This window comes from Pusillimonas noertemannii, assembly GCF_003096595.1.
GTDB lineage: Bacteria > Pseudomonadota > Gammaproteobacteria > Burkholderiales > Burkholderiaceae_B > Pusillimonas > Pusillimonas noertemannii.
The window spans coordinates 813,882-838,191 of record NZ_QEKO01000001.1; the positions used below are offsets into that span (position 1 = coordinate 813,882).

The following is a 24,310-nucleotide window of genomic DNA, read 5'->3' on the forward strand; positions in this document are numbered from 1 at the left end:
GGAAGGGCTACATGCTGATCAACGGCATAGCGGTATTGCTCGATGGTTTCGCCTATGGCGCCTTGCTTTTCCTGATGTCGGTCGGCCTGTCCATTACCCTGGGCCTCATGGGTTTCGTCAACCTGGCCCACATGGCCATCGCCATGCTGGGCGGCTATGCGCTCGTTACGGGCATGTCCATGCTGGGGTGGTCGTTCTTTCCCGCCCTGGCGCTGGCGGTCGTCGTTACCAGCATGCTGGGCGTGGTGTTTGAAAGGGGGCTGTTCCGGTTCGTCTATGGCGCTCCGCCGCTGGCCCAGGTGCTGCTTACCGTGGGTGCCTTGTTCATGATCGCGGCCGCCGCCACCTACATCTGGGGACCGGGCCTGCAGGCCGTCACTATTCCCGAGTTCCTCGAGGGGCGCCTGCGCTTCGGGCCCGTCGGGTTTTCGCGCTATCGGCTTTTCCTGCTGCTGGTCGGGCTGGCCGTGCTCGGCCTGCTGCATGTCGGCATGGTGCGCACGCGGTTCGGCGCCATGGTGCGGGCTTCGGTCGACGACCAGGACGTCGCCCGAAGCCTGGGCATTCCGGTCGACAAGGTATTCATGGGCGCCTTCGCTGTGGGCTCGGCGCTGGCCGCACTGGGCGGGGCGCTTAGCGTGCAGGCCATGGGGCTAGATCCGGGGTTCGGCCTGAAGTACCTGGTGCTGGCGCTGCTGATCGTGGTGCTGGGCGGCGCCGGCTCCATCATGGGCACCTTCATGGCGTCCATGCTGATAGGCATTGCCATCATCGCGGGCGCGTACTACGTGCCGGCCATGGGGGCGTTCATCATCTACCTGCTGATGATCGTGGTGCTTACCTTGCGGCCGACAGGCCTGCGCAGCATGAGACGGAGGCATCCATGAACGGCGGAGCACACTATCTGCGCGAGCAGCGGCGCTGGCATTGGGCAGAGATCGTCTTCTGGCTTCTGGTGCCCGCCGCCTGGTTCGTGTTCCCGGGCTATCTGGTGCTGGGCACGCAAATACTCATCGCGGCCTTGTTCGCCCTGTCGCTCGACCTGGTCATGGGCTATGCGGGCATCGTCACGCTGGGGCACGCCGCGTTCTTCGGCATAGGCGCCTACGTGGCCGGCAAGCTGGGCCAGCAGGGCTGGACCGAACCGCTGTCGGGCCTCTTCATCGCGGCCGCCGCCGCGGCTTTCGTTGCAGCGCTTACCGCACGCCTGGTGTGCCGCGGCAACGACCTCAGCCGCCTCATGATCACCCTGGGCCTGGGCATGCTGTTCTACGAGGTGGCCAACAAGGCGTCCAGCATCACGGGCGGCCTTGACGGCATGCTGGACATCGTCATTTCCCCCTTGCTGGGCGTGTTCGCATTCGACATGTGGGGGCGTACCGCCTACGTGTATTCGGCCATCTGCCTTTTTGTCGGCTTTCTGCTGGCACGCCATCTGGTGCGCCAGCCCTTCGGCCTAGCGCTGCACGCGGTGCGCCTCAATCCGGTGCGTTCCGGCGCCATCGGCATCGACAACACCCGTGCCCTGAGCCGCATCTACATTCTGTCGGCGGCCATGGCCGGCGTGGCGGGGGCATTGCTGGCGCAAACCAATCAATTCGTCGCCATCGACGTGCTGTCCTTCCAGCGCAGCGCCGACGTGGCCACCATGCTCATCATCGGCGGCCTGGGCCAGCTCTATGGCGGGCTCGTCGGCGCCACGGGCTTCCTGGTGGCGCAAGATTCCCTTGCGGCCATCAATCCGGTCTATTGGCAGTTCTGGCTGGGCCTGGTGCTGATACTGGTGGTGCTGTTCGTACGGGGCGGCATCGTGGCCCTGGTGCGCCGCATGGCACAGCGCCTGAAACACCGCCTGCAACGGAGGCAGCCATGAGCACTCCCTCGCCCCTACCGCAAACCGGGGTCGCCGGCGCGGCGCCGGCGGCTGGCGCCCAGGCCGCCGTGGTGCTTGAAACGCGCAAGCTGTGCCTGAGTTTCGGCGCGCTCAAGGTTACGCGCGACGTCGACTTCCAGCTGAGGGCGGGCGAACGCCATGCACTCATCGGGTCGAACGGCGCGGGCAAAAGCACGCTGGTCAATTTGCTGGCCGGGGTGCTGCAGCCCCATTCGGGCGATATCCTGCTCGATGGCGAACGCATCAACAAGCTGGCGCCGTTTCAGCGGGTCAGGCGCGGCCTGGTCAGAACCTTCCAGATCACGGCGCTGTTCGGCGAAATGACTCCGCTCGATTCGGTTGCGCTGGCGGTGTGCCAGGCCAACGGCGCCGGCCTTTCGTTCGTGGGCGCCTCGCCGGCCCATGCCCGCGCGGTCGACGAGGCGGCCGAGATACTGCGTACCGTGGGCCTGCTCGAGCACGCCCGCGATGAAACGCGCTTCATGGCCTATGGCCATCAGCGCCTGCTTGAAATCGCGCTGGCCCTAGCCTGCAAGCCGCGTGTGCTGCTGCTCGACGAGCCGGCCGCCGGCGTGCCCATGGGCGAAAGCCGCCGCCTGCTCCAGACCCTGGCCGAACTACCTGGCGACCTTACCATCCTGCTTATCGAGCACGACATGAAGCTGGTGTTCCAGTTCGCGTCGCGCATTTCGGTGCTGGCTGAAGGCGCCCTGCTGGCGCAGGGCACGCCAAACGAAATCGCCAACGACGAACGCGTACGCCAAAGCTATCTCGGACACAGCCATGCCTGAACTGCTTACCCTGCAAGACGTCACCGCCGGCTACGGCGATGCCACCATCATCGAAGACATCTCACTCTCGATTCAAGAGGGCGCGAGCCTGGCGGTGCTGGGCCGCAACGGCGTGGGGAAAACCACCTTGTTGCGCACACTGCTGGGCGCTACCCGTCAGACAGGCGGCGCCATCCACTGGCGCGGCGATTCGCTCGAGGGGGCCGACCCCGTGCGGCGCGCCCGCATGGGCATGGGCTGGGTGCCCCAGCAGCGAGGCGTGTTCAGGTCTCTTACGGTCGAAGAGAACCTGTCTGTGGTCGCCCGGCCCGGGCACTGGAACCTCGACGCCGTCTGGAAGCTGTTCCCGCGCCTGAACGAGCGCAAGTATCATTACGGCGACCAGCTTTCCGGCGGCGAGCAGCAGATGCTGGCCATCGGGCGCGCGCTCATGACCAACCCGGCGCTGTTGCTGCTTGACGAACCTCTTGAAGGCCTTGCGCCGTTGGTGGCCGAAGAGGTGGCCGCGGCGGTGCAGAAAATGGCTGCCCAGGGGACGCTTACCGCCCTGGTGGTCGAGCAGCACCCCATCGTTGCGTTAAAGATGACCACCCAGGCCATTGTCCTCGAGCGCGGCCGCATCTGCCACAGGGCGCGCAGCGAAGAGCTGGCTGCCGATGAGGCGCTGCTGGATTCCATGCTGGGCGTGGCTTGAGCGGGTCGAGCATGTGCCCGCGTTGGTAAGGGCATGCATGGGCACGCCCAGCAACTGTACGAGCCGCCTTTCACCGACTCTCAGATTGATGCGGATCCGGCGCTGGAAGTGCTTGACTTGAGCGAGTAAGAGCCGGACATGCGGGCTATGCCTCGAGCTTGGCCCTCACGCTAAACCGAATGTAGTCCAGCAGTGCCGCCCGTTCTTTCGGATAGGCGGCTAGATCTACGGCTTCTAGTCCAAGATATGCGTCTCGGGCAGCCATGACAACATGTTTATGTTCCAGGGGCAGGCGCTGCAGGGCCCACCCCGCAGCGGCGTCCTTGGACGCAATGTCTCCCATCATCGCGGTGTACCAGATGCGCACCAAGGCAAGGACGATGTTTCTTTCGTCTCCTTCCCAGTCTGCTTCCGTATTCCACTGCGACAGCGTTTCCAACAGCGAGCGCTGAAGGTCAATGGCGGGAACTTCGTCGAAAAACTCGTGGGCTGGCGGGCCGTATAAAGCAACGCTATGCCGCCGCACCTTTGCCAGCAGGATGGCCAGATCGTGGTCCGCCATGGCCGGCTCGAAAACCCCGGCATTGATATCGTCACGCAGCCATTCACCGAATTGCATTTGCCGTCTGGCCGGATGTCGCCATGGCACTACGTCTTCATGAGCCAGGACCGTCACTTCGAGCGCACGGTGTTCGGCGTGGGTGCCGGGAAAGGCCGATACCGACAGCAGACCGGTCAACAATGCGGCTCTCGTTGATTCATCCAAGGGGGCGTTGACGGTGATCAACAGGTCGATATCGCTATACGGCTTCAAGCCGCCATCGATCGCGGAACCAAACAAATGAGTCGCCAGAATGGCTTCATCAAGATGGTTCTCTAAAACTGAAAGCGCATCGAATAGCTGGTTTGCAATCGACTCTGGAAGTTCAGGGGGCATGGTTGAATAAGGCATCTGCTTTCATTTTCCGCCTTTGCCGCCATAAGGCGAACGCGCGAACAGCTGGCTTGCCAGATTGCGGAACCAGATGATGCCGGCGTCTTGTTCGAACCTTCGGCTCCAATACAGCGACACCGTGAAATTGCGCAGGGGAAGGTCAAGGGGTTCGATGTAGGCGAATTCACCATGACGATTGAATTCGCTCACAGTGGTGTCCGGCACGATGGCGCACAGGTTGGTTGCGCGGATGATGGACGGCAGCGTCATGAAGTGCTGCGACACCAGGTTGATCTGTTTTTCGGAATGGATGCGCCTGGCCCGGTTCCAAGCCGGCGGCGCATCACTCATCAGGAGTTATTGCAGTCATGAGCAAGTCGACAAAAATCACTGAGGTCAGGGCGACGGCCCTTTCGGTCCCCGCTTCCTTCGACTATTGCGGCCGTAGGAATGAGCACGAGCTGGGCATCTGTATCGTTGAAATTACGACCGAGGCGGGCCATGTCGGCGTCGGCATGACGGCGATCACAGAGGAAAGCGTCGTCGCCTGCGCGATCAACGAGATTGCGGCGCCGGCGCTAGTGGGCCAGGATGCGCTGAATATCGAAAGGATCTGGGACAAGCTCTACTGGTTGATGACGCCTCGCGGGCAGTCGGGCTATGCCATGCATGCCATCGCCGCCGTGGACCTGGCGCTATGGGACATCAAGGGCCAGGCGCTGGGCCTGCCCGTCTGGAGGCTGCTGGGCGGGGCGCGCCCCAAAGTGCAAACCTACGCCACCATCGGATTCGACTTCTTCGATCGCGAGCAACTGGCTGAAGTGGCCACCGCCTGGAAGGCGAGGGGGTTCAGCAAGTTCAAGATGGTGGTGGGGCACAACGGCCTGAAGCGGCGGGACGAGCCGCGTCCTTTGATGGATGTCATGCGCGAGGACATCAAGCGGGTCGCGATCCTGCGCGAGGCGGCCGGCGAGGACGCCGAACTGTTCGTCGATGCGAACTGCAATCTGGATCTTTATCACGCGACATGGCTGGCCCGTCGCATCGAGGCTTTCGACATCTCGTTCTTCGAAGAACCGCTGGTTGCGAACGACGTGCACGGCCTGCGCGAACTGCGCGGCAAAACGAGAATCCCGCTGGCGGGTGGACAGAACGAAGGGCAGATCCAGAAGTTCAGGGACTTCCTTCTTCATGGTTCGCTCGATGTGCTGCAGCCCAACGTAGCCATTACCGGAGGCATCACCTTGTGCCGCAAGATAGCGGCCATGGCGGAAGGATTCGGCGTCAATATCGACAACGGCGGGGCATGGCCCTTCCACAACATGCATCTGCACGCCGGCCTGCGAAACGGAGGAATGATCGAATACCACATCTTTTCGGTCGAATGCCTGAGCAAGATATTCAACGATCTTCCCGTTCCCCACGCCGGCTGGCTCGAGCTGCCGAACACGCCCGGCCTGGGCTTCACCCTGAACCGTGAAGCGCTGAACGAGTTTGCCGTGCGGCCGTCCTGATCCCTTCCGCTTTCATCCATAAATTTCCCTGAGTCAAGCGGCGGCTCGGGGCCGCAGCGGGCGTCCGACGGACGCCCCGCTTGGCGGAGTGTTGCCCGCGACAACGAAACTGAACCGTTTTGACCGACGGTGGAGGAGATGACATTGAAACCAAGACTTATTGCAATGGGTATTGCATCGGTGCTTCCCATGATGGCCGGTGCGCAGGGCTCGACGAACGTGACCTTGTACGGCATCGTCGGGACGGGAATCGAGTACGTCAACAACGTGTACAACGTCGAGACCGGCGAAAAGCACAGTTCGGTCCATTTCAACAACGTCACGTCGTCCATCTCGTCCCGCTGGGGCCTGCGCGGCAAAGAGGACCTGGGCAATGGCCTGAGCGCGGCCTTCGTGCTGGAATCGGGGTTCAACACCGCCACGGGCATTTCGCGCCAAGGAGGGCGCTTGTTCGGCCGCCAGGCATGGGTGGGCCTCAAGGGCGATTTCGGCCAGCTGGCCTTCGGCCGGCAATACAACATGCTCAAGCGGGGCCTGGCCGAGGCCGATCTGCTTGGGTCCAATACGCACGGCCTGGCGTCGCTGAACAGCTATATACCCAATACGAGAATGGACAACTCCATCACCTATCTCGGCAAGTTCGACGGCTTGCGCTTCGGCGCAGCGTATGCGCGCGGCCGCGAGACGCTCAAGGGCTGCGGGGTCGACTATACCGATCAGACCGCATGCCAGGCCTGGTCGGTGATGCTGGGCTACGACGCGGCGAACTGGGGCGTTGCGGCGGCCTACGATGTCCTGCAAGGCACGGACGCCGGCGGCGGGGCCTGGAACGAATGGTATGGTGCCGGCGCGCCCTTGCTCAAGGACGAAAAGGACAGGCACTGGACGCTCAACGGCTACGTCAAGTTTGACGACCTGAAGATCAGCCTGATCTACCTGAACCGCAAGAACGATGCGGGAATGGCCAGCTATGCGGGGTCTCTGGGCGATCGCAGCGACATGTGGTCCCTGAACGCGGCATATCAGGCGAGTCCTTCAGTAATCGTGGACGGCTCGGTGAACTATCTGCGCTACAAGGACGCGGACGTTGCCTCCAAGTCATGGTTCTACGTGGCTCGCGCCCGTTATCTGTTCTCCAAGCGCACTCATGTCTTCATATCGGCCGCCTACATGGACAACAAGGGCTATGCAGCCAACTCGGCTTCGAGCGGCACCTCGGGCGCGGGTTTCCAGGCCGAGGCGGGTGAGAGCCAAACCAGCGTGGCGGTGGGGCTGACCCACCATTTCTGATGTGGCTGGGCTCTTTGTGCGAAGCGAAATGAAGGCGGTAGTTGATATATGAAGTGGGTAAGCGTATATGAAATGCGCCGGCAGGCGCGTCGCACTTTGCCGAAGATGGTCTATGACTATCTCGAGGGAGGAGCCCTGGATGAGCGAACTCTGCGGGGCAACCTGGCGTCATACCAGAATTGGCGCTTCATGCCACGGCGCTTGATCGACCTGAGCGCCGTCAGGCCGGAAACCTCGATGTTCGGGCAGGATATTGCATTTCCTGCCGTCGTGGCGCCCACCGGCCTGAACTCCCTGTTCTGGCCCCGGGCCGACCTCGCCCTGGCGCGCGCGGCTCAGCGCTGCGGCATTCCCTTCACCCTGTCGACGGCCTCCAGCATGTCGCTGGAGCAGGTGGCGGAACTGAGCTCTGGGCGGCTCTGGTTTCAGCTGTATGTCATCGAGCCGGGGCTGGCCCTGTCGCTGGTCGAAAGAGCGAAGGCCGCCGGTTACGAATGCCTGGTGGTCACCGTCGACGTCGTGGCCAACGGCAAGCGCGAGCGCGACCTGCGCAACGGATTCGGACTGCCCGTGCGCTACAGCCTCCGCACGCTTTGGGACGGCCTTTGCCATCCCGCCTGGTCATGGCGCTATCTGCGCCATGGCCTTCCGGTGCTGGGAAACTTCAATGCCTCCCGGGTACCGTCGCCCGAAGCGCGGGCGGCTTTGCTCCGCCGGTCCATGGACGAGAGCTTCGATTGGGCCGCCCTCGACGCCATTCGCCAGAACTGGCCCGGGAAAATGCTGGTCAAGGGCGTTCTGCATCCCGACGACATCGAGCGCTGCCGCAAGATGGGCATGGACGGCGTGGTGCTGTCCAATCATGGCGGCCGGCAATTGGACGATACATGCATGCCGCTGGACGTGCTGGCCCAGCTGTCGCCCATGCCCGGCTTCGACATTCTGGTCGATGGCGGCATACGCCGCGGCAGCGACATCGCCAAGGCCGTAGCGCTGGGCGCGCGCGCCGTCATGCTGGGCCGCGCCGCGCTATACGGCTTGGCTTGCGGCGGCGAAGCGGGTGTATCCCACGCCTTGAGTCTGTTGCAGGAAGAATATCGGAACACGCTTGTACAGCTGGGCTGCCCCGACACCGCGCTGCTGGATGCCGGATATGTTCGGCGTGCGACTTCGGCAGAGGGTCCGTGATCGGCATCCCTCGTTTGATCGCCCAAGTGTCGCTCAGAGTACGCCAACGAAAAAAGCGCCTAACTTGAGTTAGGCGCTTTTTACTGAATTCTTTGGCGGAGCGGACGGGACTCGAACCCGCGACCCCCGGCGTGACAGGCTCTAAAGAGCGAATTTAGGCGAACAGCAAAACGCCATAAAAACCTTTTAAATCAATCTATTGCGCGGAATCTTGAGGTTTTAGGATTCTGGCGGATGCTATGATTGCCACAATTCTGTTTACCCCTGTGTTTACCCCTTGGGAATTTGTGGCGATGACGAGATACCCGAAAGCTGGCAAAGGCCATAAGTGGACTGTACGCGAATTGGCGGCGGTCGCGCCTGCTTGGAAGGGCGATACATTAAGCGATGGCGGCGGCTTGTCTGGTGAGGTCCGGCTGACTGCTGACGGCGCGGTAACGATCCGGTTCAAGTACGCCTTTCGCTGGGATGGCAAGGTGTCATGGTATCAGTGTGGAACGTATCCCACTGTTGATATGGCCGAGATTCGCAGTAGACGCGACAAGGCCCGCGATCTGGTGGCCGAGGGTATCAACCCCAACGACCAGAAGAAAGCCGCCAGGATCGAGGCACAGGCCGCTGTCGAGGCTACCATTGCCGAGGCCAAGCGCCAGGAATCGGAGAACAAGACATTTGCCGATCTGTTCGATGCCTGGATTACTGACGGTGTGGCCAGGGATGACGGCAACGCGGAATTGAAGCGTACCTTTGGCCGGGACATTCTGCCTGTCCTGGGGGCAACTCCGATCAGAAACATTACTGATGCCGACCTGCGGGATGCCTTGCGCCGTGTGGGCCGTGAGCGCGGGCGCGGCCGCACTGCCGAGCGCATGTTATCCGAGCTGCGACAAATGTTCCGCTGGGCTGACAAGCGCCAGCCGTGGCGCGGCCTGCTGATCGAGGGCAACCCGGCCGAGCTGGTCGAGCGCAAGCAGGTAGTAGCGGCCGACTATGCGCCTGGTGTGCGCGACCGTACCTTGTCGCCTGATGAGCTGCGGGAGCTGCGCGACATATTCAACCAGACACAGGCCGCCTATGACGCTGCTGCTGACCGTCGCACGGCTGACAGGCCACTACAGAAAACAACCCAGCTTGCTATGTGGATTTGCTTGTCGACCTGCTGCCGTATCGGTGAGCTGCTGATGGCCAGGTGGGAGCATGTCGACCTGACGGCGGGCCGCTGGTTCGTGCCAGGTCCGAACACCAAGACGAAAACGGATTGGATGGTGTACCTATCGCCGTTCGCTGTGAGCCAGTTCGAGGCGCTGCAAGAACTGACGGGGGATAAGCCGTGGTGCTTTCCTGCGCGTGACGTTGACAACCATGTGTGCGTGAAATCGGCGTCAAAGCAGATAGGCGACCGGCAAATGCAATTCAAGGAACGCAAGCCGCTCAAGAATCGACGGCACGACAATAGCCTAGTGTTGGCCAACGGCGAAAACGGGGAATGGACGCCGCACGACCTGAGACGCACCGGGGCCACGATGATGCAAGCGCTGGGGGTAAGTTTGGATATTATCGACCGCTGCCAGAATCATGTATTGGCGGGCAGCAAGGTGCGGCGGCACTACCTACACCATGACTATGCGGACGAAAAGCGGGAAGCGTGGGGGAGGCTGGGGGCGGAGCTAGAGACTATCTTGGGAAATTCCCATGATGAGGCTATTCCGGCCGTATAGCGTCTGGATGGAAATAATCGGACAGATTGAAAAGATACTCAAATCCGGCGTCGTCTTCATACCGGAATAAGTGATCTAACCCTATGCCTGCCTCTTGTTGCCTGATAGCCTCAGCGAACATTGTGGCGCAAAAATCGGCTGAGCTTCCCATCTTGTAAGTCTCAGCAATCATATCGAACAGCATACGTAGGCGTGGCTGATACTTTGGCTCCGCCCTCATTTCATCCGGGTCTATCAGGTGCCTGGATTTCCACCATGCGTCGTGTGCGTGCTGTTCTTCGGGCGTTTTGTATGGCTGGTGGTCAAGACGGGAAATTTTTCCTCCTAGTGTGCCATCGTCATACATAGCCATAATGCCGCCAAGCTGAAGGACGTTCTTCCCTTCAACCAAGACTGGGCGTAGCGCCTGTGCCAGGACGTTTTCAAGCGCCTGACTGATCGAGGTGCGCTGCTCACGCGCCAGCAAATCCAGTGCTTCGCGGTACATCGGGCGCAGCATTACAGACAATCGCGTCATCTTTTCGCCCGGTGCGCGGGGTGGGCGTCCCCCTTTGTTTTTCGTGGCCATTGCGGCGTTCCTCCAGATTTATCGTGATTGTTGCACACGGATGCTTTTCTGTGTAGCATTGCATCTGTACGTTTAGTGTTCATAAACATACGAAACATAGATAACCAGTATGGAGGCCTTAATGGCACAGCAAGAAACGACTCAGCAACCCATCCCGGACGACATGATCTATGACGATCTGCCGACCCTGAGTAGCTACACAAACATGGGCCGCACGGCAACCTATGCGGCAATCAAGAACTTAGGCTTTCCCGAGCCTTATCAACTTGGGGCACGCCTCGTTCGCTGGAAGCGCTCCGAGGTAAAGGAGTGGCTCGAAAACCGGCCGCGTGGCACACGCCTGACAGCGGCCGACAAAGCACGTCAGAAAGAGGCCGCGTAATGAGCGCCCAAAAGGAAAGCCCCGTCGAGTGCGCTAACACTCACGGGGCCGAAATCGCAGTGTCCCCATCAAAAGGAAACTACACCATGAATGATACAGCCTTTCAGGTCGGCCGCAAACGTGCGGCTGACTGGTTCGCACAAAACGGCTACAGCCTGTGCGTGTTCCGCGATCTGCGCCGCGCTGAATTTGCGCTGCAATCACAAGACACAGCCCCCGAGACCCGCCAGTCGTTTGATGATGGCTTTGCTGCCGGGCTGGCTGACTTTATCGCGGGGGTGCGTCATGGATAAGCATTTGCAAGAGTGCCTGGAGCACATTGCCAAGCCTATTGAGCGCGCCGTCATGGATGGGCGTGTTTCCGGCGCACCGTTCGTAGACTTTACCAATCAAGCATCAATGGTTTTTTCAGGTGTCGAAACGATAGTAGAGCTACTGCAAATAGACACATTGCGGGAGGGTTACGAGGAAGAGGAGCATAGGCGCTTATCAGCCCGCCAGAAAGGTGCTTTGTTGGAACTGATTCGGTCTGTATCCAGGACTATGACATTCCGAGTATCTGACATTGCCGACTGGGCCGATCAGCGCATGAAAGAGAAGGGGATGGCGCAATGAGCAATGCAATGGAGAAACACGAAAAGTTCATTCTTGATGACGTGCTGCCGTCCATCTTTGCGCACTCTGCCAAGGTGGAATGTGGGTCGGTTGAAACCGCTTTGGCCGTGTTCATGGCGCTGGGAACGATTCTGCAAGAACAGGGCGTGAGCGCTGATACTTTGCTGGCGGCGATTCGGTGCAGCGCACTATCTACGCACGATGCACCGGAGGGCTTGCAATGATGAGGAAACAGGACGTCATCGCGTCGATCCTACGGGAACGCAGCCTGAACACATTCGAGGCGATTCAAGAGGGCGATACCTGCCTACATTCGACTGTCGCAACCCTGCGCGGCCTGGGCTACGTCATTACCGACCGCTGGGAGGACGTGGAAACACGGTTTGGCCGGACAGTGCGGGTCAAGCGGTATCGGCTGCTGCGTGGACCGGAGGCGCGTGCGTAATGGCGGGCAGGGGTCGATATAAGGTCGATAGGCGGGACGCTGGAAGCTTTATCCAGCTACCGCTTGCCGTGCTTAATTCGGCTGCCTATCTGCGCCTGTCAGCGTCGGCAAAGGTGCTGCTGATTGATGTGGTCTCGCAATACAAGGGCGACAACAACGGCAAGCTACTGACCGGCTGGCGGATCATGAGTGAGGATCGGGGGTGGACATCGAGGACAACATTGTTCAAAGCCAAAACCGAATTGCTCGACTCTGGTCTGCTGTTCGAGACACGCAAGGGCGCCAGGCCCAATAAGTCGTCATGGTGTGCGGCGACTTGGTGGGCACTGGACTGGACCCCCGACATGGACATCAAGGAACAGTCGTTTCCGCGTGGACAGTATCGGGATAGGCAGCCAGTGAAAATTAACCCGCTTAGTCCAGAAACTGGACAAGCAAGAGCCGCATAGGTCCAGAAAATGGACAAGGAAACACGCTGTCTTGTCCAGAAACTGGACCTATCTGCACCCTTTTTACCCCTTTTCCTTGTCCAGAATATGGACACCTATCTAGATATGCCATCTATACAGGGAATCTATGGGGTTAAGGCAGTCATCAGTAAAGCAGTGCAAGCGGTGCGGCGGCATCTGAACATTGGAGGCAGGTATGGGGGCATGGGTATACAGGGTATGGGCATGGTGGTGCGTGGTGTTGCGCGTGTTCGTCTGCTGATGAGGTGCTGTCCTGGGTGGCGACCACACCAAAGTTATCGGATGCTGGCTCGACCGCTCAGGAATGGTCCCAATGCCCCCGATTCGGCCAAAGGGGAAGCAGCGCGGGGGTTACTGTGCAATTTTCGTTTTCAAGGTGAGTCATGAGTGGTAAGCAGGTAATCGACTTCATTGAGTCGCTGAAAGTCCCCGAGGGTCCGCGTGCCGGCAAGCAGGTGAAGCTGGCTCCTTTTCAAAAGCAGTTCATTCGCGGGGCCATGGCTCCAAAGGTGTTGATGGGCGTCTTGTCTGTTGGCCGGGGTAATGGCAAATCAACTTTGACCGCTGGCATTGCCCTGGGGTCCTTGCTGGGTGTTTGGGATGACCAGCCCCGGCGTGAAATCCTGGTGGCTGCCAGGACACGCGATCAGGCACAGATTGTTTTCCAGTACGTGGCGGGTTTGACTACCGGCCTGCCTGAGGAACAACAGGAACAACTCACGTTCCGGCGTGGCCAGCGTCTGGAAATCGAGTACGGCGACGGCCACATCTTGCGCTGTATTTCTGCTGACCCGAAAAACGCGCTTGGCACGTCTCCGACATTGGCCGTCATGGATGAGCGCGGCCATTGGCCTGACGACAAGGGCGATGCACTGGAAGCGGCGCTGTTGTCCGGTCTGGGTAAGCGTGGCGGCAAGTGCCTGATGATATCCACGTCGGCCGCGAATGACTCACATTCATTTTCTCAGTGGCTGGATAACCCGCCTGCCGGGTGCTACGTACAGGAACACAGGCCAGCGCCTGGAATACCTGCCGACGATGTGGCATCCATCATCGAGGCGAACCCTGGGGCCAAGCATGGCATTGGGTCAAGCATTGCCTGGTTGGTGGCACAGGCTCAACGCTCGATTGCCAGGGGCGGCTCTGCGCTGTCTACATTCCGGCTGTACAACCGCAATGAGCGGGTTTCTGGTGAGCGGCGCGACATGCTGCTGTCAGTCGATGAATGGCTGGACTGCGAAGTCTCCGAGCTGCCCCCGCGTGAGGGTGCTTGTATTGTCGGCATTGACCTGGGCGGCTCTGCCTCCATGTCGGCCGCCGTTTTCTACTGGCCCAATACGCACAGGCTGGAAGCTATCGGCGCGTTTCCCTGCAATCCGGGTCTGGCTGATCGGGGCGTGCGTGACGGCGTGCGAGACCGCTACGTCGAAATGCAAGACCGGGGCGAATTGCTGACGATGGGTGACAAGGTGGTTCCGGCCGGGCAGTTCCTGCAAGCGATCATGACTCATCTGGATGGCGCGGCGGCGGCTTGCTTTACCGCTGACCGATACCGCCAGGCGGAATTTATCGACGCCATGAATGCGGCCAGCGTGCGGGTGCCGGTGGTGTGGCGGGGGATGGGCTGGCGCGATGGGGCCGAGGATGTCGAGCGGTTCCGTAAATCCATCTTTGACGGTGAGGTCCAGTCATTGCCGTCGCTGCTGCTGCGCTCTGCGTTTTCCGATGCCGTGACGATTCAGGACGTGTCGGGCAATTCCAAGTTGGCCAAGGCTCGAAGTGCTGGGCGCATTGATGCGGCGGCGGCTGCCATTTTGGCGGTGGCGGAAGGGGCCAGGCGCAAGGCAAGGCCCATTGCTCAGTCGAAGGTGCCGCAATGGGCCTGAGACGGTACGACCGGGCTGGCGCGGCAATCTATCGTGATGCACGGTGGGCCGTGGTGCGCCTGGAGGCCAAGCGGCGCGACGGCTGGAAGTGTGTTCAATGCGAATCACGCTACCGGCTGGAGGTCGATCATATCAAGCCAGTGCGCGACCGGCCGGACCTTGCTTTCACGCTTGAGAATCTGCAAACCCTGTGCGGTCCCTGCCATGGCAAGAAAACCCGTATCGAGGTCGGCATGGGCGAACCGAACCCAAAACGCGACAAATGGTTGGCGCTATTGACAAAGAGCTAGTAATAGTTTTTAACTATTGTTAGAATAGCTTCCATAGATATCTACAATAGGAACCCGACATGTTGCAATCCGCCAAAATTCAATCCCGCCAGTCCGAAATACGCGAGTCCATCGCCACACTCTCGGGCAAGGCTGATCCGTCTGCTGACGAAATCCGGCAAATGGATGATCTGTCTACCGAGTACCGATCCAACGAAACCCGCTACCGCGCTGCCCTGGTGGCCGAGGATACCGAACGACGCGATGCGGGCAAGGACCTGGAAACGCGCCAGGACAAGCAGTGGTCCGATCTGGTGTCTGGCTTTGAGCTGCGCCAGGTAGCGCTTTATCTGGACGAAGGCAAAGCGCTGGACGGGCGCACGGCTGAGGTGGTGCAAGAGATGCGCTCGACCGGCGGCTATCGCGGCGTACCGATCCCTCTTGAGGCTCTGGAGGTACGAGCGGGCGAAACGATTGCTTCGGGTATCCCTGACCCGGTGAGTACCCAGCCCATCATTGACCGCCTGTTTCCTGCCAGCGTGGCCGGTGCGATGGGCGGGCGTCTGGTGAATATCCCGGCCGGGTCTGTCGAGTATCCGATTACGACCGATGGCGCGACCGCTGCCTGGGCTGCAAGCGAGACCGGCAATGTCGGTGATACGAGCGCCTACGCAACCGCACAGCGCACGCTTTCCCCTGAGCAAACCCTGGGCGTGCAAATGAAGATCACGCGCAAGTCCATGAAACAGGCTGGGGGTATCGAGGCAGCCATCAGGCGCGACATGCAAGCGGCCATTCAAACTGAGATGGATCGTGCTGTATTCCTGGGTACAGGTGCAACGGGTCAACCCAGCGGCATCATTACCGGCGCTTCGGGTTACGGCATTGTCGAAAACTCCACTGCTGGGGTGGCGACCTGGGCGAAGTTCCGGGCCGAGATTGTCGAGTTCCTGAAAAACAATACTGCCAACGGCCCCGGCGATGTGCGGGTGATGATCCGGCCCGAAGTGTGGGATTACATGGACGGCGCGATCTTCGATGCAGGGTCCGGTATCACGGAATGGGACCGCTTCGCAGCCCGCGTGCAATCGGCCATCATGACCAGCAATGCGCTGGCAGCCCCGGCGACTGATGTATCTAAAGCGCTGCTGACTACCACGGTCGGCGGTGATCCGTTCTTTATCGGGATCTGGGGTGGCGTGGATCTGATCCGCGATCCGTACTCCGATGCTCAGTCCGGTGGCTTGCGCTTGACCGGCCTGGTGACCATGGATGTGACGGCGGGGCGCTCTACGCAATTGCGAGTGCTCACGGCGGTAGGCAGCGCGGACGGCGAATAAGATGCTGTTCGCGCCTATCCCTGCTGCGCTGACGCTTCGGGCCGAGGGTGATGGTTCGCGGGTGATATCGGGATCATTCCCGTACAACTCGCTGGCCACACTTTCGGATGGCGGGCGAAACGGTGGGCGACCGCGCAAGGAACGATTCAAGTCCCGCGCATTCGCCTACCGGGTCGACAAGCCCGACGAGGAAATCCATTTGCTGTTTGGCCACGACTTCGACAAGCCGATGGCCTCCAAGCTTTCCAAGACACTGAGCCTGACCGATTCGGCGGCGGCACTGAGCTTTGAGGCGCGGATAACCCCCGAGGTAGCGGAAACGAGCTATGTCCGGGACGCGCTGGCGCTCATTGCGGCCGGTCTGGCTGTGGGCCTGTCGCCAGGCTTTCGGATACCGCCTCAGCGTACCGTGCCGGATGCGGAAACGGTCGAGGATGAAGACCCGAGCTTGGGCGATGCGATTATTCGCACGATCAATGCCGCCTTGCTTTATGAGCTGTCCATTGTGACCCGTCCAGCCTATCAGGACAGTGAGGTCGAGGCCCGGTCCTGGAATCGGATTCCAATGGGGGTGATGCTGCCCCGGAGGCTGTTGTATTGATGGCCCGCATGATTGAACGCCTGATGAAGCTTGAGGTGGTCATCGAGCGAAGGGACATGGAGGTCGATGAGTGGGGCGGTACGGAAATCATTACCTACGTTCCCCTGCTGACGACCAAGGCGGCATTTGCGAAAGACAGCACGATGGAAAAGGTTGAGCGGATTCCTGGGCTGCTTGGTGAGAATGGGCTGGAGTACACGGACCATTTGCATGTTGCCTATATTCCGTACTCCGATATTCCGCAAGATTACCCAAACCGCACTCACATGCTGCGGCATGGCGATCTGCGCTATCTCATCGTGGGCGTGCTGAACCTGGGCGCATTGAACAAATGGACTCAGCTGGTGTTGGATAAGGGGAGGCCTGTCGAATGATCCTACTCAAGCAAATAGAAACCCCGCCAGCGGCTTACAAGGCTGTCACAGGGCTGTCTACGGCGGCGGCTGCGCTCGATGCTGGTGTGGTCTGGCAGCGCATTGAAAATTGGATAGCCTACCGCTGGCCGATGCGTACTGTGGTCTGGATGGTCGAGGGTAGCGGCCTATTCGTTCCCCCGCTGGCCGACTGGAGTATCGACACCATCGAGAAAGCGGGTAAGACATGGGAAGAGGCCGATCTGGGCTACAGCGTGACAGGTATCTGGCTGGAAGGCGCAACGTACCGGGTGAGGGCGCAAGTTGGTTCTGATGATGATTTACCTGCCGCTGTGGCTGAGGCATACCGCCGTCTGGCTGAGTACATGGCCGAGGTGGATTGTATGCCAGCCGGTGTCACGCGGGTTACTGAAACCGTGGGGCAGCTCAGTAGCTCAATGAGCAGGGCGGCCACGTCCAAGGCGCAAGCCCTGCAAATGTCGGGCGCGGCTGATCTGCTGCGACCCTGGAGGACGGCACCATGAAACTATTTGACTGGTTCCGGCGCGACCGCGAGGAAAAGCGCTCACAGTCCTATACCACGATGCTGATGGATGCGCGAGCCGATATGCTGGCCAGGGGCGACGTGTCCGAGCTGTCGGCAACGGTGCAAGGCTGCCTGTCACTATGGGAGCAAGGGCTGTCGATTGCTCAGTCCAATAACCCGCTCTTAACCCCGTCCATGCTGGCACTGACGGCCCGGTCTCTGGGGCTTCGCGGTGAGTCGGTCTGGGTGATTGACGATGACCGCCTGGTCCCCGTCGATCTATTTGATATCACGACACGCGGGTCTGTGCCCCGAGCCTACCGGGTGACAATTCCCGATGTGGGCGGCGGTACCAGCACGACGGTACTGGCTGATGAGGTCCTGCACTTTCGTATCGGCTGCAACCCGTCAAGCCCATGGCGTGGCACGCCGCCATTGCGACGGGCTGCTGTGACCGCTGGCATTCTCCATGCGATCGAGGACACGCTATCTGAGGTTTTCGCCAATGCGCCTATCGGCTCTCAGATTGTCTCCATGCCTGAGACTTCGCCAGGCGATAACGACAAGCTGGCGGCAAGTTTCCGGGGCAAGCGCGGCCGGGTGCTGCTGCGTGAGTCGACAAACGTACAGGCGGCTGGTGGTCCGGCTCCGGCAACTGATTGGAAGCCGTCTGACCTAACCCCGAACCTGCGCGACTCCATGCTGATCGACACGCTCAAAGAGGCCAGGAGCGCGATCCTAAATGCATTCGGTGTACTGCCTGCCCTGGTAAACAGCCAGGCTACCGGGCCGCTGGTGCGTGAGGCACAGCGCCATCTGGCACAGTGGACGCTCACGCCGATTGCGGTGGCCATGGCTGCCGAGTGTACGGCCAAGCTACAAGACACGGCCATTGATGTGTCGGCACCGCTTCATGCCTTTGATGCAGGCGGGCGGGCCAGGGCAATGACCGGCGTTATTGCCGCGCTGGGCATGGCCAAGGAATCAGGGCTTACTGATGAACAGGTGGCGGCGGCGATGAATTTCGCGGGCGTGCCACACGAATAGTTTCACCCCGGCTGCTAGGGTGTGCTGGTCTGTTCGGGTGTCCAGACAAGCACAAGGAGCAGACGCGACTTGCCTGATGTTGCGGTAAAAACAATCGGCCACGGCCGGGGTCCCTACCTCCTTTGGGATGCCCGGCCATCTTCTTTACTGCGAAACTTTCGTAGTATCGAGGTGCATCTGGAAGTCTTTCCAGATAGGCTCAAAAGTGAGCGTATTCCCGTTTACCCCTCTGTTTACCCCTGAAGGGTACAGACGTGAAAAAGGGCTAGAGCATTTCTGCGCTAACCCTTTGAATTCTTTGGCGGAGCGGACGGGACTCGAACCCGCGACCCCCGGCGTGACAGGCCGGTATTCTAACCAACTGAACTACCGCTCCGCAGCGGTGTACTGCTTGCCAGAAAGTACTGGCGTCCCCTAGGGGATTCGAACCCCTGTACCCACCGTGAAAGGGTGGTGTCCTAGGCCTCTAGACGAAGGGGACACAAGGACAAACAAGCTGCAAATTTTAGCACGAAGCGTATGCTGCTTTTGGCGGCTACTGCTGTTGCTTTTGGCTAAAGCGCCGGGCGTTTTGGCCCAAACTACTGCTTGATGTTTACTGCCTTCTTTGTAGGAACTGGTGGAGGTAAGCGGGATCGAACCGCTGACCTCTTGCATGCCATGCAAGCGCTCTCCCAGCTGAGCTATACCCCCGTGTTGCGGTGCCTAGCAAAGAAGCGAAATTATGCACCAAAATTTTTTTTTGTGCAAGTCGAAAGCAAAAAAGTGTGTTGGTGCAACGTGAGAATGCCCGGTCTATGCTGAGGTCGGGTTCAATGATGCAGATAACATCTTGAAGGCGGGCTTTCGGGCGGCGCGACCGTTTGGAAACCTTCGGCCCACTTAAATGATAATACCCAGCCGGCTCTCTCATGTTTTTGTAACATATGTTTTCCAGGCGAGTATAATAGAAAGTTGAGCCGATCTCTCAGGCCAGATCTTCGGGGCCGCACTCGATCGGCAGCCGCCATGCAGCAGGGCGGCTTCACAGCAGCAGTCCCTACTTTGGATGGACGGCCTATGGTTGAAGAGTGGCAGCGTCATCGAGATAAGCTCCCGCACCTTGATCGCATTTCCGCCTGGACGCCGGCCATGTACGAAAGTCTGGCCGAGCAAGCCGCCGTGGGCATGTATCTGGTGCAAGACGATCGTTTCATTTATGTCAATAACTGCCTGGCCCGCATGCTGGGCTATCAGCGCGACCAGTTGTTGGGGCTTTCACTTTTCGACGTCGTGCCGCACGACGAACGCCAGCGGGTCGCGGTCAAGCTGCGCCAGGCGCTCGTGCGGGAACAAGACATCCGCTACGAGCGCAAGGCACGCTGCCAAGACGGCTCGCTCATCGATGTCGAGATCCTTGGCTCGCGCATCGAGTCCGACGGAAAGCAATTGATTGCGGGGTGATGCTTGACGTTACCCGGCGCAAGCAGGAAGAGGCCATGGCGCAGCTCACGTCGCTGGTGTACCAGCACAGCAGCGAGGCCATGGTGGTGACGGATGCCAACGGCATCGTGGTCACCGTCAATCCCGCGTTCACGGACATTACCGGCTACAGCCTCGACGAAGTGGTGGGACGGCGCATCAGCATGCTGAGCTCGGGCCGCCATGACACGGCCTTTTATAAGGCAATGTGGAAGGCCATTCGCCGTACGGGATGCTGGGAGGGAGAGATCTGGAACCGCCGCAAGAATGGCGAAGAATACGCAGAGCGGCTGTCGGTCAGCACTTCATATAACGACGACGGCAGCGTGCGCTGCCGGGTGGGGCTTTTTTCGGACGTCACCGAGAAAAAGCGCCGCGATGAGCGCATCTGGTACCAGGCGCATTACGACTATCTTACGGGCTTGCCCAACAGGCTGATGCTGCAACAGGGCCTGGAGGCCAAGATGCTGTACGCCCGGCACACGGGCTCGACCTTCGTCCTGCTGTATCTCGACCTCGATCTGTTCAAAGAGATCAACGACTCGCTGGGCCACGCCAAGGGCGACGACATGCTGCGTCAGGTGGCCTCGCGCCTGCTGGGCTGCGTGCGCCGTTCCGACCTGGTCGCCCGCTTGGGCGGGGACGAATTCTGCATCGTCGCCGACGGCATCCGCGACGAAGACGAGATCCGTTCCCTCTGCGAGAAAATCGTGCGTGCGGTGGCCGAGCCTTATATGCTGGGCGAAGACCGCGGTCTCATATCGGTCAGCATCGGCGCTGCATCGTATCCACGCGACGGCGACAGCGTCGATGAGCTCATCCACAATGCCGACCTGGCCATGTACGCGGCCAAGGACCTGGGGCGCAATTGCTACAGCGTATATGCGCCGGGCATGCGCCGCGACGTCGGCCTGCGCCGCCAGCTGGCGCGTGATCTTTCGGGGGCGCTGGATGCGGGCCAGCTCATTCTGTATTACCAGCCCATTGTCGATCTGCGCAGCGGGCGCTGCGTCCAGGCCGAGGCGTTGCTGCGCTGGCAGCATCCGCGCAACGGCCTGCTCAGCCCCATGCATTTCATGCACGAGGCCGAGGAGACCGGTCTTATCGTCGAAATCGGCAACTGGGTCTTCCATGAGGCTGCCCGCCAATTGGCGCAATGGCGTCAGAGGCAGCCGCAGTTTCAAATGACAGTCAACATGTCGCCGGCTCAGTTCGCCAGCCGCAAGCTGCATGTGGCCGACCTGCTGGCCAGCCTGCACCGTTTTGGCGTGCCCAGCAATGCCATGGTGGTCGAGATCACAGAAAGGCTGCTCATGGACATCAGCCCCGACATCGGCCACAAGCTGCTGGCGTTCAGCGACGCCGGCATGAAGATTGCGCTCGATGACTTCGGCACGGGCTATTCATCGCTGCCCTATCTGCTTGTTTATCACATCGGCTATCTGAAAATCGATATGTCCTTCGTGCGCAATATCGAGCGCAGCCCGCAAGACCGCAGCCTGTGCGAGGCCATTATCGTCATGGCGCGCAAGCTGGGCCTGGCGGTGATCGCCGAGGGCGTGACCACGCCGGGGCAGCGCAAGGCCCTGGTCGAGGCGGGTTGCGACTTTGCCCAGGGTTTTCTGTACTCGGCGCCCGTCAATGCGCAGGCTTTCGAGTCCTTGATCGACCACACGTTTCACGACTAGATCGCCGCGCAATGCATTCCAGGCGCGGCCCGCCCTGCAGCGAAGGGCTAGCCGGCAAGCGCGGCGCCTGCCCGGCGGCGCGGCAGGGCGGCCGCCGCCAGCAGCAGGCTCAATCCCAATATCGGCCAGTTGCCGGCCCTGGCATAGGGGGTAAGGCCGCCCATGCCTTGTACCTCGACGTCGAGCACGCCTTTTACATGGGCGTCCAGCACCGCGCGCACGTGGCCGTTGGGGTCGATGGCGGCCGTCATGCCGGTATTGGTGGCGCGCACCATGGGCCGGGCCGTTTCCAGGGCGCGCATGCGTGAAATCTGCAGGTGCTGGCGCAATGCCCACGAGTCGCCGAACCAGCCCAGATTGCTCATGTTGACGAGTATGGTGGCGCCGGCGCCGTGTTGTGCGCTGGGCCGGACGCCTCGGATGATTTCTTCGCCGAACACGTCTTCGTAGCAGATGTTGGGGGCAAAGCGCTGGTCCGCCAGATGAAAGTGCTGCTGGCGGATAGCGCCCCGGTCGAAGTCGCCCAGTGGAATGTGCATGGCGTCGACGAACCAGCGAAAACCCGGAGGCACGAATTCTCCGAAGGGAACCAGGTGGTGCTTGTCGTAGCGCATCGCCATCGACGCCGAGGCGAGCTGTTCCACGGGAGTGGAGCCGTCGAAAGCGATGGCGCTGTTGGTGTAGCGCTGGCCTTCGGGGCCGCGCGAGTGCAGGGGCGCCCCCATGATGATGGCGGCGTTGCGCTGCTGCGCAATCTGTCGCCACTGGTCCCACAGTTCAGGCGAGTAATTGTCCTGGAACAGGGGCATGATGGTTTCGGGCAGCACGATGACCGCGGGATCGGCCCCGGGCTGCCGGGGGGGCAGCGAGGCAAGCTCCATATAGGTCTGGATGCCGCGCTGCATCAGGGCGGGGTCGAATTTCTCGGACTGCGGGACATTGCCCTGCGCCAGCCGCATCAGGACCGGCTTGCCTTCGGGATGGCCCCAGGAAAGGCCCGACAGTGCCCAGCCGGCCAGGGCAAGGACGATGGCGCCGGCCACGGTGGCGGCTGCCGGCGCTTCGCGGCCGGAGCGTTGAAGATGGATCAGCAGGCCCACCGCGCCGCAGATGAAGGCGGCCAGCCAGGTGACGCCGTACATGCCGATAAGCGGAGCCCAGCCTGCAAGGGGGCCTTCGACGTGCGCATAGCCGATGGCCAGCCAGGGAAACCCGGTAAAAAGAGTGCCCCTGAGCCATTCGGCCAGGGTCCAGCACGACGCCCAGGCTGCGATCGCCAGGAAATGGCGGGCATAGCCGTCATCGGCCCTGAGGCCGCGGGAAGCCAGCCACTTGGCCGATGCAGCCGCTGCGCCGTAGAACAGGGCTTCGCCGGCGGCCAGCAGCAGCACCGCGGCCGAGGCGAGGGGCACCGCCATGCCGCCGTAGCGGTGCAGGCTGATGAAGATCCAGTACAGGCCGACGGCGAAGCTGCCCAGGCCGAACAGGAAGCCTGCCGCAGCCGAGCTGCGGGCATTGGGCGCCCGCCAGACCGACCGGGCCAGGAAGGCCAGGCAGACCAGCTGGATATAGGGCAGCAATACCGCCGGCAGCGGGTCGGGTGCGAAAGCCTGGGCATGGGCGGCGCCCAGCAGGAGCAGGCTGGCGCCATAGCGCCATTGCCGCAGTGCCGGCTTCAAGGCTCGGCCGCTTCGGACAGGGCCAGCGGGCTTTGCGCGTCGTGCTGGATGTGCAGCCAGAGCACCCGCTTGTTGTCGGCGCCCACGACCGTCATGTTGAGGCCTTCGAAATCAAGCGTGTCGCCGCGCTTGGGAATGCGCCCGAGCTCGGCGGTGAACCAGCCGCCCAGGGTATCGTAGTCGTCGTCGGGCACATTGGTGTTGAAGGCACGATTGAAGATTTCGATTTCGGTGGCGCCCATGGCCCGCCAGCTGTTGCTGCCGGTCTGGAAGATGGTTTTTTCGGCGTCCTCGTCGTATTCGTCTTCGATGTCGCCGACGATCTGCTCGAGCACGTCTTCCATGGTGACCAGGCCCGCCGTGCCGCCGTGTTCGTTGATGACGACGGCCAGGTGGTTGCGGCTGCTGCGGAAATCGTGCAGCAGCACGTTCAGGCGCTTGGTTTCGGGAATGAACACCGCCGGCCGCACCAGGGGGCGAAGGTCGATAGAGGGCTTGGTGATGGTAAGAAGCAGGTCTTTGGCCAGCAGGATGCCGACGATGTTGTCGCGGTCGTCTTCATAGACCGGAAAACGGGAATGGCCTGTTTCGATGATTTCGGGCAGAAGCTCGGACAGAGGCTTGGAAATGTCGAGCATGTCGATCTTGGAGCGGGGCACCATGATGTCGGCGGCGGTTTGGTTGGCGACATTGAGCGCGCCCGAGATCATGGTGAAGGCATCGGCGTCGAGCACCTGCCTGTCGTGTGCGGCCTCGAGTACCGCCTTGATGTCTTCCTCGTCTTCGGGTTCGGGCCGAATGATGGAAACGATTCTGGCGAGCAGGGATTTCGAGGACGCCTTGCTAGATCGGGGTTCGGGGTCGGGGTGGGATTCTGACATTGTCCACAGGACTGGTTATGAAGCATTTAGCATAACCGAAATTGCAAAACTTTTC

Annotated in this window: 28 protein-coding genes and 3 tRNA genes; 23 read left to right on the top strand and 8 right to left on the bottom strand. The window is 60.8% G+C overall.

Going from position 1 to position 24,310, the window contains the following annotated elements; all coding sequences use genetic code 11:
• Positions 1-11 precede the first annotated feature (11 nt).
• Genes C7440_RS03795 through C7440_RS03810 form a run of 4 tightly spaced genes read left to right on the top strand, consistent with a single transcriptional unit; the run spans position 12 to position 3,379 of the window.
• Positions 12-887, top strand: coding sequence for a branched-chain amino acid ABC transporter permease (locus C7440_RS03795; RefSeq protein WP_116517523.1), 876 nt, complete (start codon positions 12-14; stop codon positions 885-887).
• On the top strand, positions 884-1,873 hold the full coding sequence (locus C7440_RS03800) for a branched-chain amino acid ABC transporter permease (protein ID WP_116517524.1): 990 nt from the start codon (positions 884-886) through the stop codon (positions 1,871-1,873). The genes C7440_RS03795 and C7440_RS03800 overlap by 4 nt, the downstream gene beginning before the upstream one ends.
• Positions 1,870-2,685: an ABC transporter ATP-binding protein gene (locus C7440_RS03805; RefSeq protein ID WP_116517525.1), complete on the top strand. Its 816-nt coding sequence runs from the start codon at positions 1,870-1,872 to the stop codon at positions 2,683-2,685. The genes C7440_RS03800 and C7440_RS03805 overlap by 4 nt, the downstream gene beginning before the upstream one ends.
• Positions 2,678-3,379 carry an ABC transporter ATP-binding protein gene (locus tag C7440_RS03810; RefSeq protein ID WP_017524342.1) on the top strand — a complete coding sequence of 234 codons (702 nt, stop codon included), beginning with the start codon at positions 2,678-2,680 and terminating at the stop codon, positions 3,377-3,379. Before C7440_RS03805 ends, C7440_RS03810 begins: the two co-directional genes overlap by 8 nt.
• Before the next feature lie 145 nt (positions 3,380-3,524).
• Here the strand turns inward: C7440_RS03810 and C7440_RS03815 are convergent, their stop codons facing one another.
• Complete coding sequence (locus C7440_RS03815) at positions 3,525-4,316, bottom strand: AadA family aminoglycoside 3''-O-nucleotidyltransferase (RefSeq protein WP_116517966.1); 792 nt, start codon at positions 4,314-4,316, stop codon at positions 3,525-3,527.
• Positions 4,317-4,337: 21 nt separating this feature from the next.
• Entirely contained in the window at positions 4,338-4,664 is a 327-nt protein-coding gene (locus C7440_RS03820; RefSeq protein ID WP_243410817.1) for a LysR substrate-binding domain-containing protein, read from the bottom strand.
• Between the two features lie 17 nt (positions 4,665-4,681).
• Between C7440_RS03820 and C7440_RS03825 the strand changes: the two genes are divergently transcribed.
• From C7440_RS03825 to C7440_RS03840, 4 genes are all read left to right on the top strand, one after another.
• Positions 4,682-5,827, top strand: coding sequence for a mandelate racemase/muconate lactonizing enzyme family protein (locus C7440_RS03825; protein WP_116517526.1), 1,146 nt, complete (start codon positions 4,682-4,684; stop codon positions 5,825-5,827).
• Positions 5,828-5,965: 138 nt separating this feature from the next.
• Entirely contained in the window at positions 5,966-7,117 is a 1,152-nt protein-coding gene (locus C7440_RS03830) for a porin (RefSeq protein WP_371743450.1), read from the top strand.
• Between the two features lie 48 nt (positions 7,118-7,165).
• Positions 7,166-8,305 carry an alpha-hydroxy-acid oxidizing protein gene (locus tag C7440_RS03835; protein ID WP_116517528.1) on the top strand — a complete coding sequence of 380 codons (1,140 nt, stop codon included), beginning with the start codon at positions 7,166-7,168 and terminating at the stop codon, positions 8,303-8,305.
• Between the two features lie 239 nt (positions 8,306-8,544).
• Positions 8,545-10,023, top strand: coding sequence for a tyrosine-type recombinase/integrase (locus C7440_RS03840; protein ID WP_207775375.1), 1,479 nt, complete (start codon positions 8,545-8,547; stop codon positions 10,021-10,023).
• Here C7440_RS03840 and C7440_RS03845 read toward each other — a convergent pair.
• The gene (locus tag C7440_RS03845) at positions 10,007-10,591 is read right to left on the bottom strand and encodes a hypothetical protein (RefSeq protein ID WP_133244252.1); all 585 of its coding nucleotides are present in this window, start codon (positions 10,589-10,591) and stop codon (positions 10,007-10,009) included. The genes C7440_RS03840 and C7440_RS03845 overlap by 17 nt on opposite strands.
• 121 nt (positions 10,592-10,712) lie before the next feature.
• Between C7440_RS03845 and C7440_RS03850 the strand changes: the two genes are divergently transcribed.
• From C7440_RS03850 to C7440_RS03910, 13 genes are all read left to right on the top strand, one after another.
• On the top strand, positions 10,713-10,973 hold the full coding sequence (locus C7440_RS03850) for a helix-turn-helix transcriptional regulator (protein WP_165832438.1): 261 nt from the start codon (positions 10,713-10,715) through the stop codon (positions 10,971-10,973).
• Positions 10,974-11,059: 86 nt separating this feature from the next.
• Entirely contained in the window at positions 11,060-11,266 is a 207-nt protein-coding gene (locus tag C7440_RS03855; RefSeq protein WP_116517531.1) for a hypothetical protein, read from the top strand.
• A complete protein-coding gene (locus C7440_RS03860; protein WP_118984224.1) occupies positions 11,259-11,588 on the top strand; it encodes a hypothetical protein in 330 nt (109 codons plus the stop codon). The genes C7440_RS03855 and C7440_RS03860 overlap by 8 nt, the downstream gene beginning before the upstream one ends.
• Positions 11,585-11,812: a hypothetical protein gene (locus tag C7440_RS03865; RefSeq protein WP_133244253.1), complete on the top strand. Its 228-nt coding sequence runs from the start codon at positions 11,585-11,587 to the stop codon at positions 11,810-11,812. Before C7440_RS03860 ends, C7440_RS03865 begins: the two co-directional genes overlap by 4 nt.
• Positions 11,809-12,033, top strand: a complete 225-nt coding sequence (locus tag C7440_RS03870) for a helix-turn-helix domain-containing protein (RefSeq protein ID WP_116517534.1) — start codon at positions 11,809-11,811, stop codon at positions 12,031-12,033. Before C7440_RS03865 ends, C7440_RS03870 begins: the two co-directional genes overlap by 4 nt.
• On the top strand, positions 12,033-12,482 hold the full coding sequence (locus C7440_RS03875; RefSeq protein WP_116517535.1) for a hypothetical protein: 450 nt from the start codon (positions 12,033-12,035) through the stop codon (positions 12,480-12,482). The genes C7440_RS03870 and C7440_RS03875 overlap by 1 nt, the downstream gene beginning before the upstream one ends.
• A gap of 404 nt (positions 12,483-12,886) precedes the next feature.
• Complete coding sequence (locus C7440_RS03880) at positions 12,887-14,389, top strand: terminase large subunit domain-containing protein (protein WP_116517536.1); 1,503 nt, start codon at positions 12,887-12,889, stop codon at positions 14,387-14,389.
• Positions 14,380-14,679 (top strand): HNH endonuclease, encoded by a 300-nt coding sequence (locus tag C7440_RS03885; protein WP_116517537.1) that lies wholly within the window; start codon positions 14,380-14,382, stop codon positions 14,677-14,679. The genes C7440_RS03880 and C7440_RS03885 overlap by 10 nt, the downstream gene beginning before the upstream one ends.
• A 59-nt stretch (positions 14,680-14,738) precedes the next feature.
• Entirely contained in the window at positions 14,739-15,998 is a 1,260-nt protein-coding gene (locus tag C7440_RS03890; RefSeq protein WP_116517538.1) for a phage major capsid family protein, read from the top strand.
• Between the two features lies 1 nt (position 15,999).
• A complete protein-coding gene (locus C7440_RS03895) occupies positions 16,000-16,599 on the top strand; it encodes an HK97 family phage prohead protease (RefSeq protein ID WP_116517539.1) in 600 nt (199 codons plus the stop codon).
• An 8-nt stretch (positions 16,600-16,607) separates the two neighbouring features.
• A complete protein-coding gene (locus C7440_RS03900) occupies positions 16,608-16,973 on the top strand; it encodes a hypothetical protein (protein ID WP_133244254.1) in 366 nt (121 codons plus the stop codon).
• A complete protein-coding gene (locus C7440_RS03905) occupies positions 16,970-17,497 on the top strand; it encodes a hypothetical protein (protein ID WP_116517541.1) in 528 nt (175 codons plus the stop codon). The genes C7440_RS03900 and C7440_RS03905 overlap by 4 nt, the downstream gene beginning before the upstream one ends.
• Complete coding sequence (locus tag C7440_RS03910; RefSeq protein WP_116517542.1) at positions 17,494-18,546, top strand: phage portal protein; 1,053 nt, start codon at positions 17,494-17,496, stop codon at positions 18,544-18,546. The genes C7440_RS03905 and C7440_RS03910 overlap by 4 nt, the downstream gene beginning before the upstream one ends.
• 299 nt (positions 18,547-18,845) lie before the next feature.
• Here C7440_RS03910 and C7440_RS03915 read toward each other — a convergent pair.
• The 3 genes from C7440_RS03915 to C7440_RS03925 form a co-directional block, all read right to left on the bottom strand.
• A tRNA-Asp gene (locus tag C7440_RS03915) sits at positions 18,846-18,922 on the bottom strand.
• A 29-nt stretch (positions 18,923-18,951) separates the two neighbouring features.
• Positions 18,952-19,027: transfer RNA gene (locus tag C7440_RS03920), tRNA-Glu, on the bottom strand.
• 136 nt (positions 19,028-19,163) lie between these two features.
• Positions 19,164-19,239, bottom strand: a tRNA-Ala gene (locus C7440_RS03925).
• Positions 19,240-19,677: 438 nt separating this feature from the next.
• Here C7440_RS03925 and C7440_RS03930 point away from each other — a divergent pair.
• Both C7440_RS03930 and C7440_RS03935 read left to right on the top strand, forming a co-directional pair.
• Positions 19,678-19,989: a PAS domain S-box protein gene (locus tag C7440_RS03930; RefSeq protein WP_165832439.1), complete on the top strand. Its 312-nt coding sequence runs from the start codon at positions 19,678-19,680 to the stop codon at positions 19,987-19,989.
• Entirely contained in the window at positions 19,989-21,695 is a 1,707-nt protein-coding gene (locus C7440_RS03935; RefSeq protein WP_116517544.1) for a putative bifunctional diguanylate cyclase/phosphodiesterase, read from the top strand. The genes C7440_RS03930 and C7440_RS03935 overlap by 1 nt, the downstream gene beginning before the upstream one ends.
• 47 nt (positions 21,696-21,742) lie before the next feature.
• Here C7440_RS03935 and lnt read toward each other — a convergent pair whose 3' ends face one another.
• A complete protein-coding gene (gene lnt / locus C7440_RS03940) occupies positions 21,743-23,374 on the bottom strand; it encodes an apolipoprotein N-acyltransferase (RefSeq protein ID WP_017524359.1) in 1,632 nt (543 codons plus the stop codon).
• Positions 23,371-24,255 (bottom strand): HlyC/CorC family transporter, encoded by an 885-nt coding sequence (locus C7440_RS03945; protein ID WP_017524360.1) that lies wholly within the window; start codon positions 24,253-24,255, stop codon positions 23,371-23,373. Before C7440_RS03945 ends, lnt begins: the two co-directional genes overlap by 4 nt.
• Between the last annotated feature and the right edge of the window lie 55 nt (positions 24,256-24,310).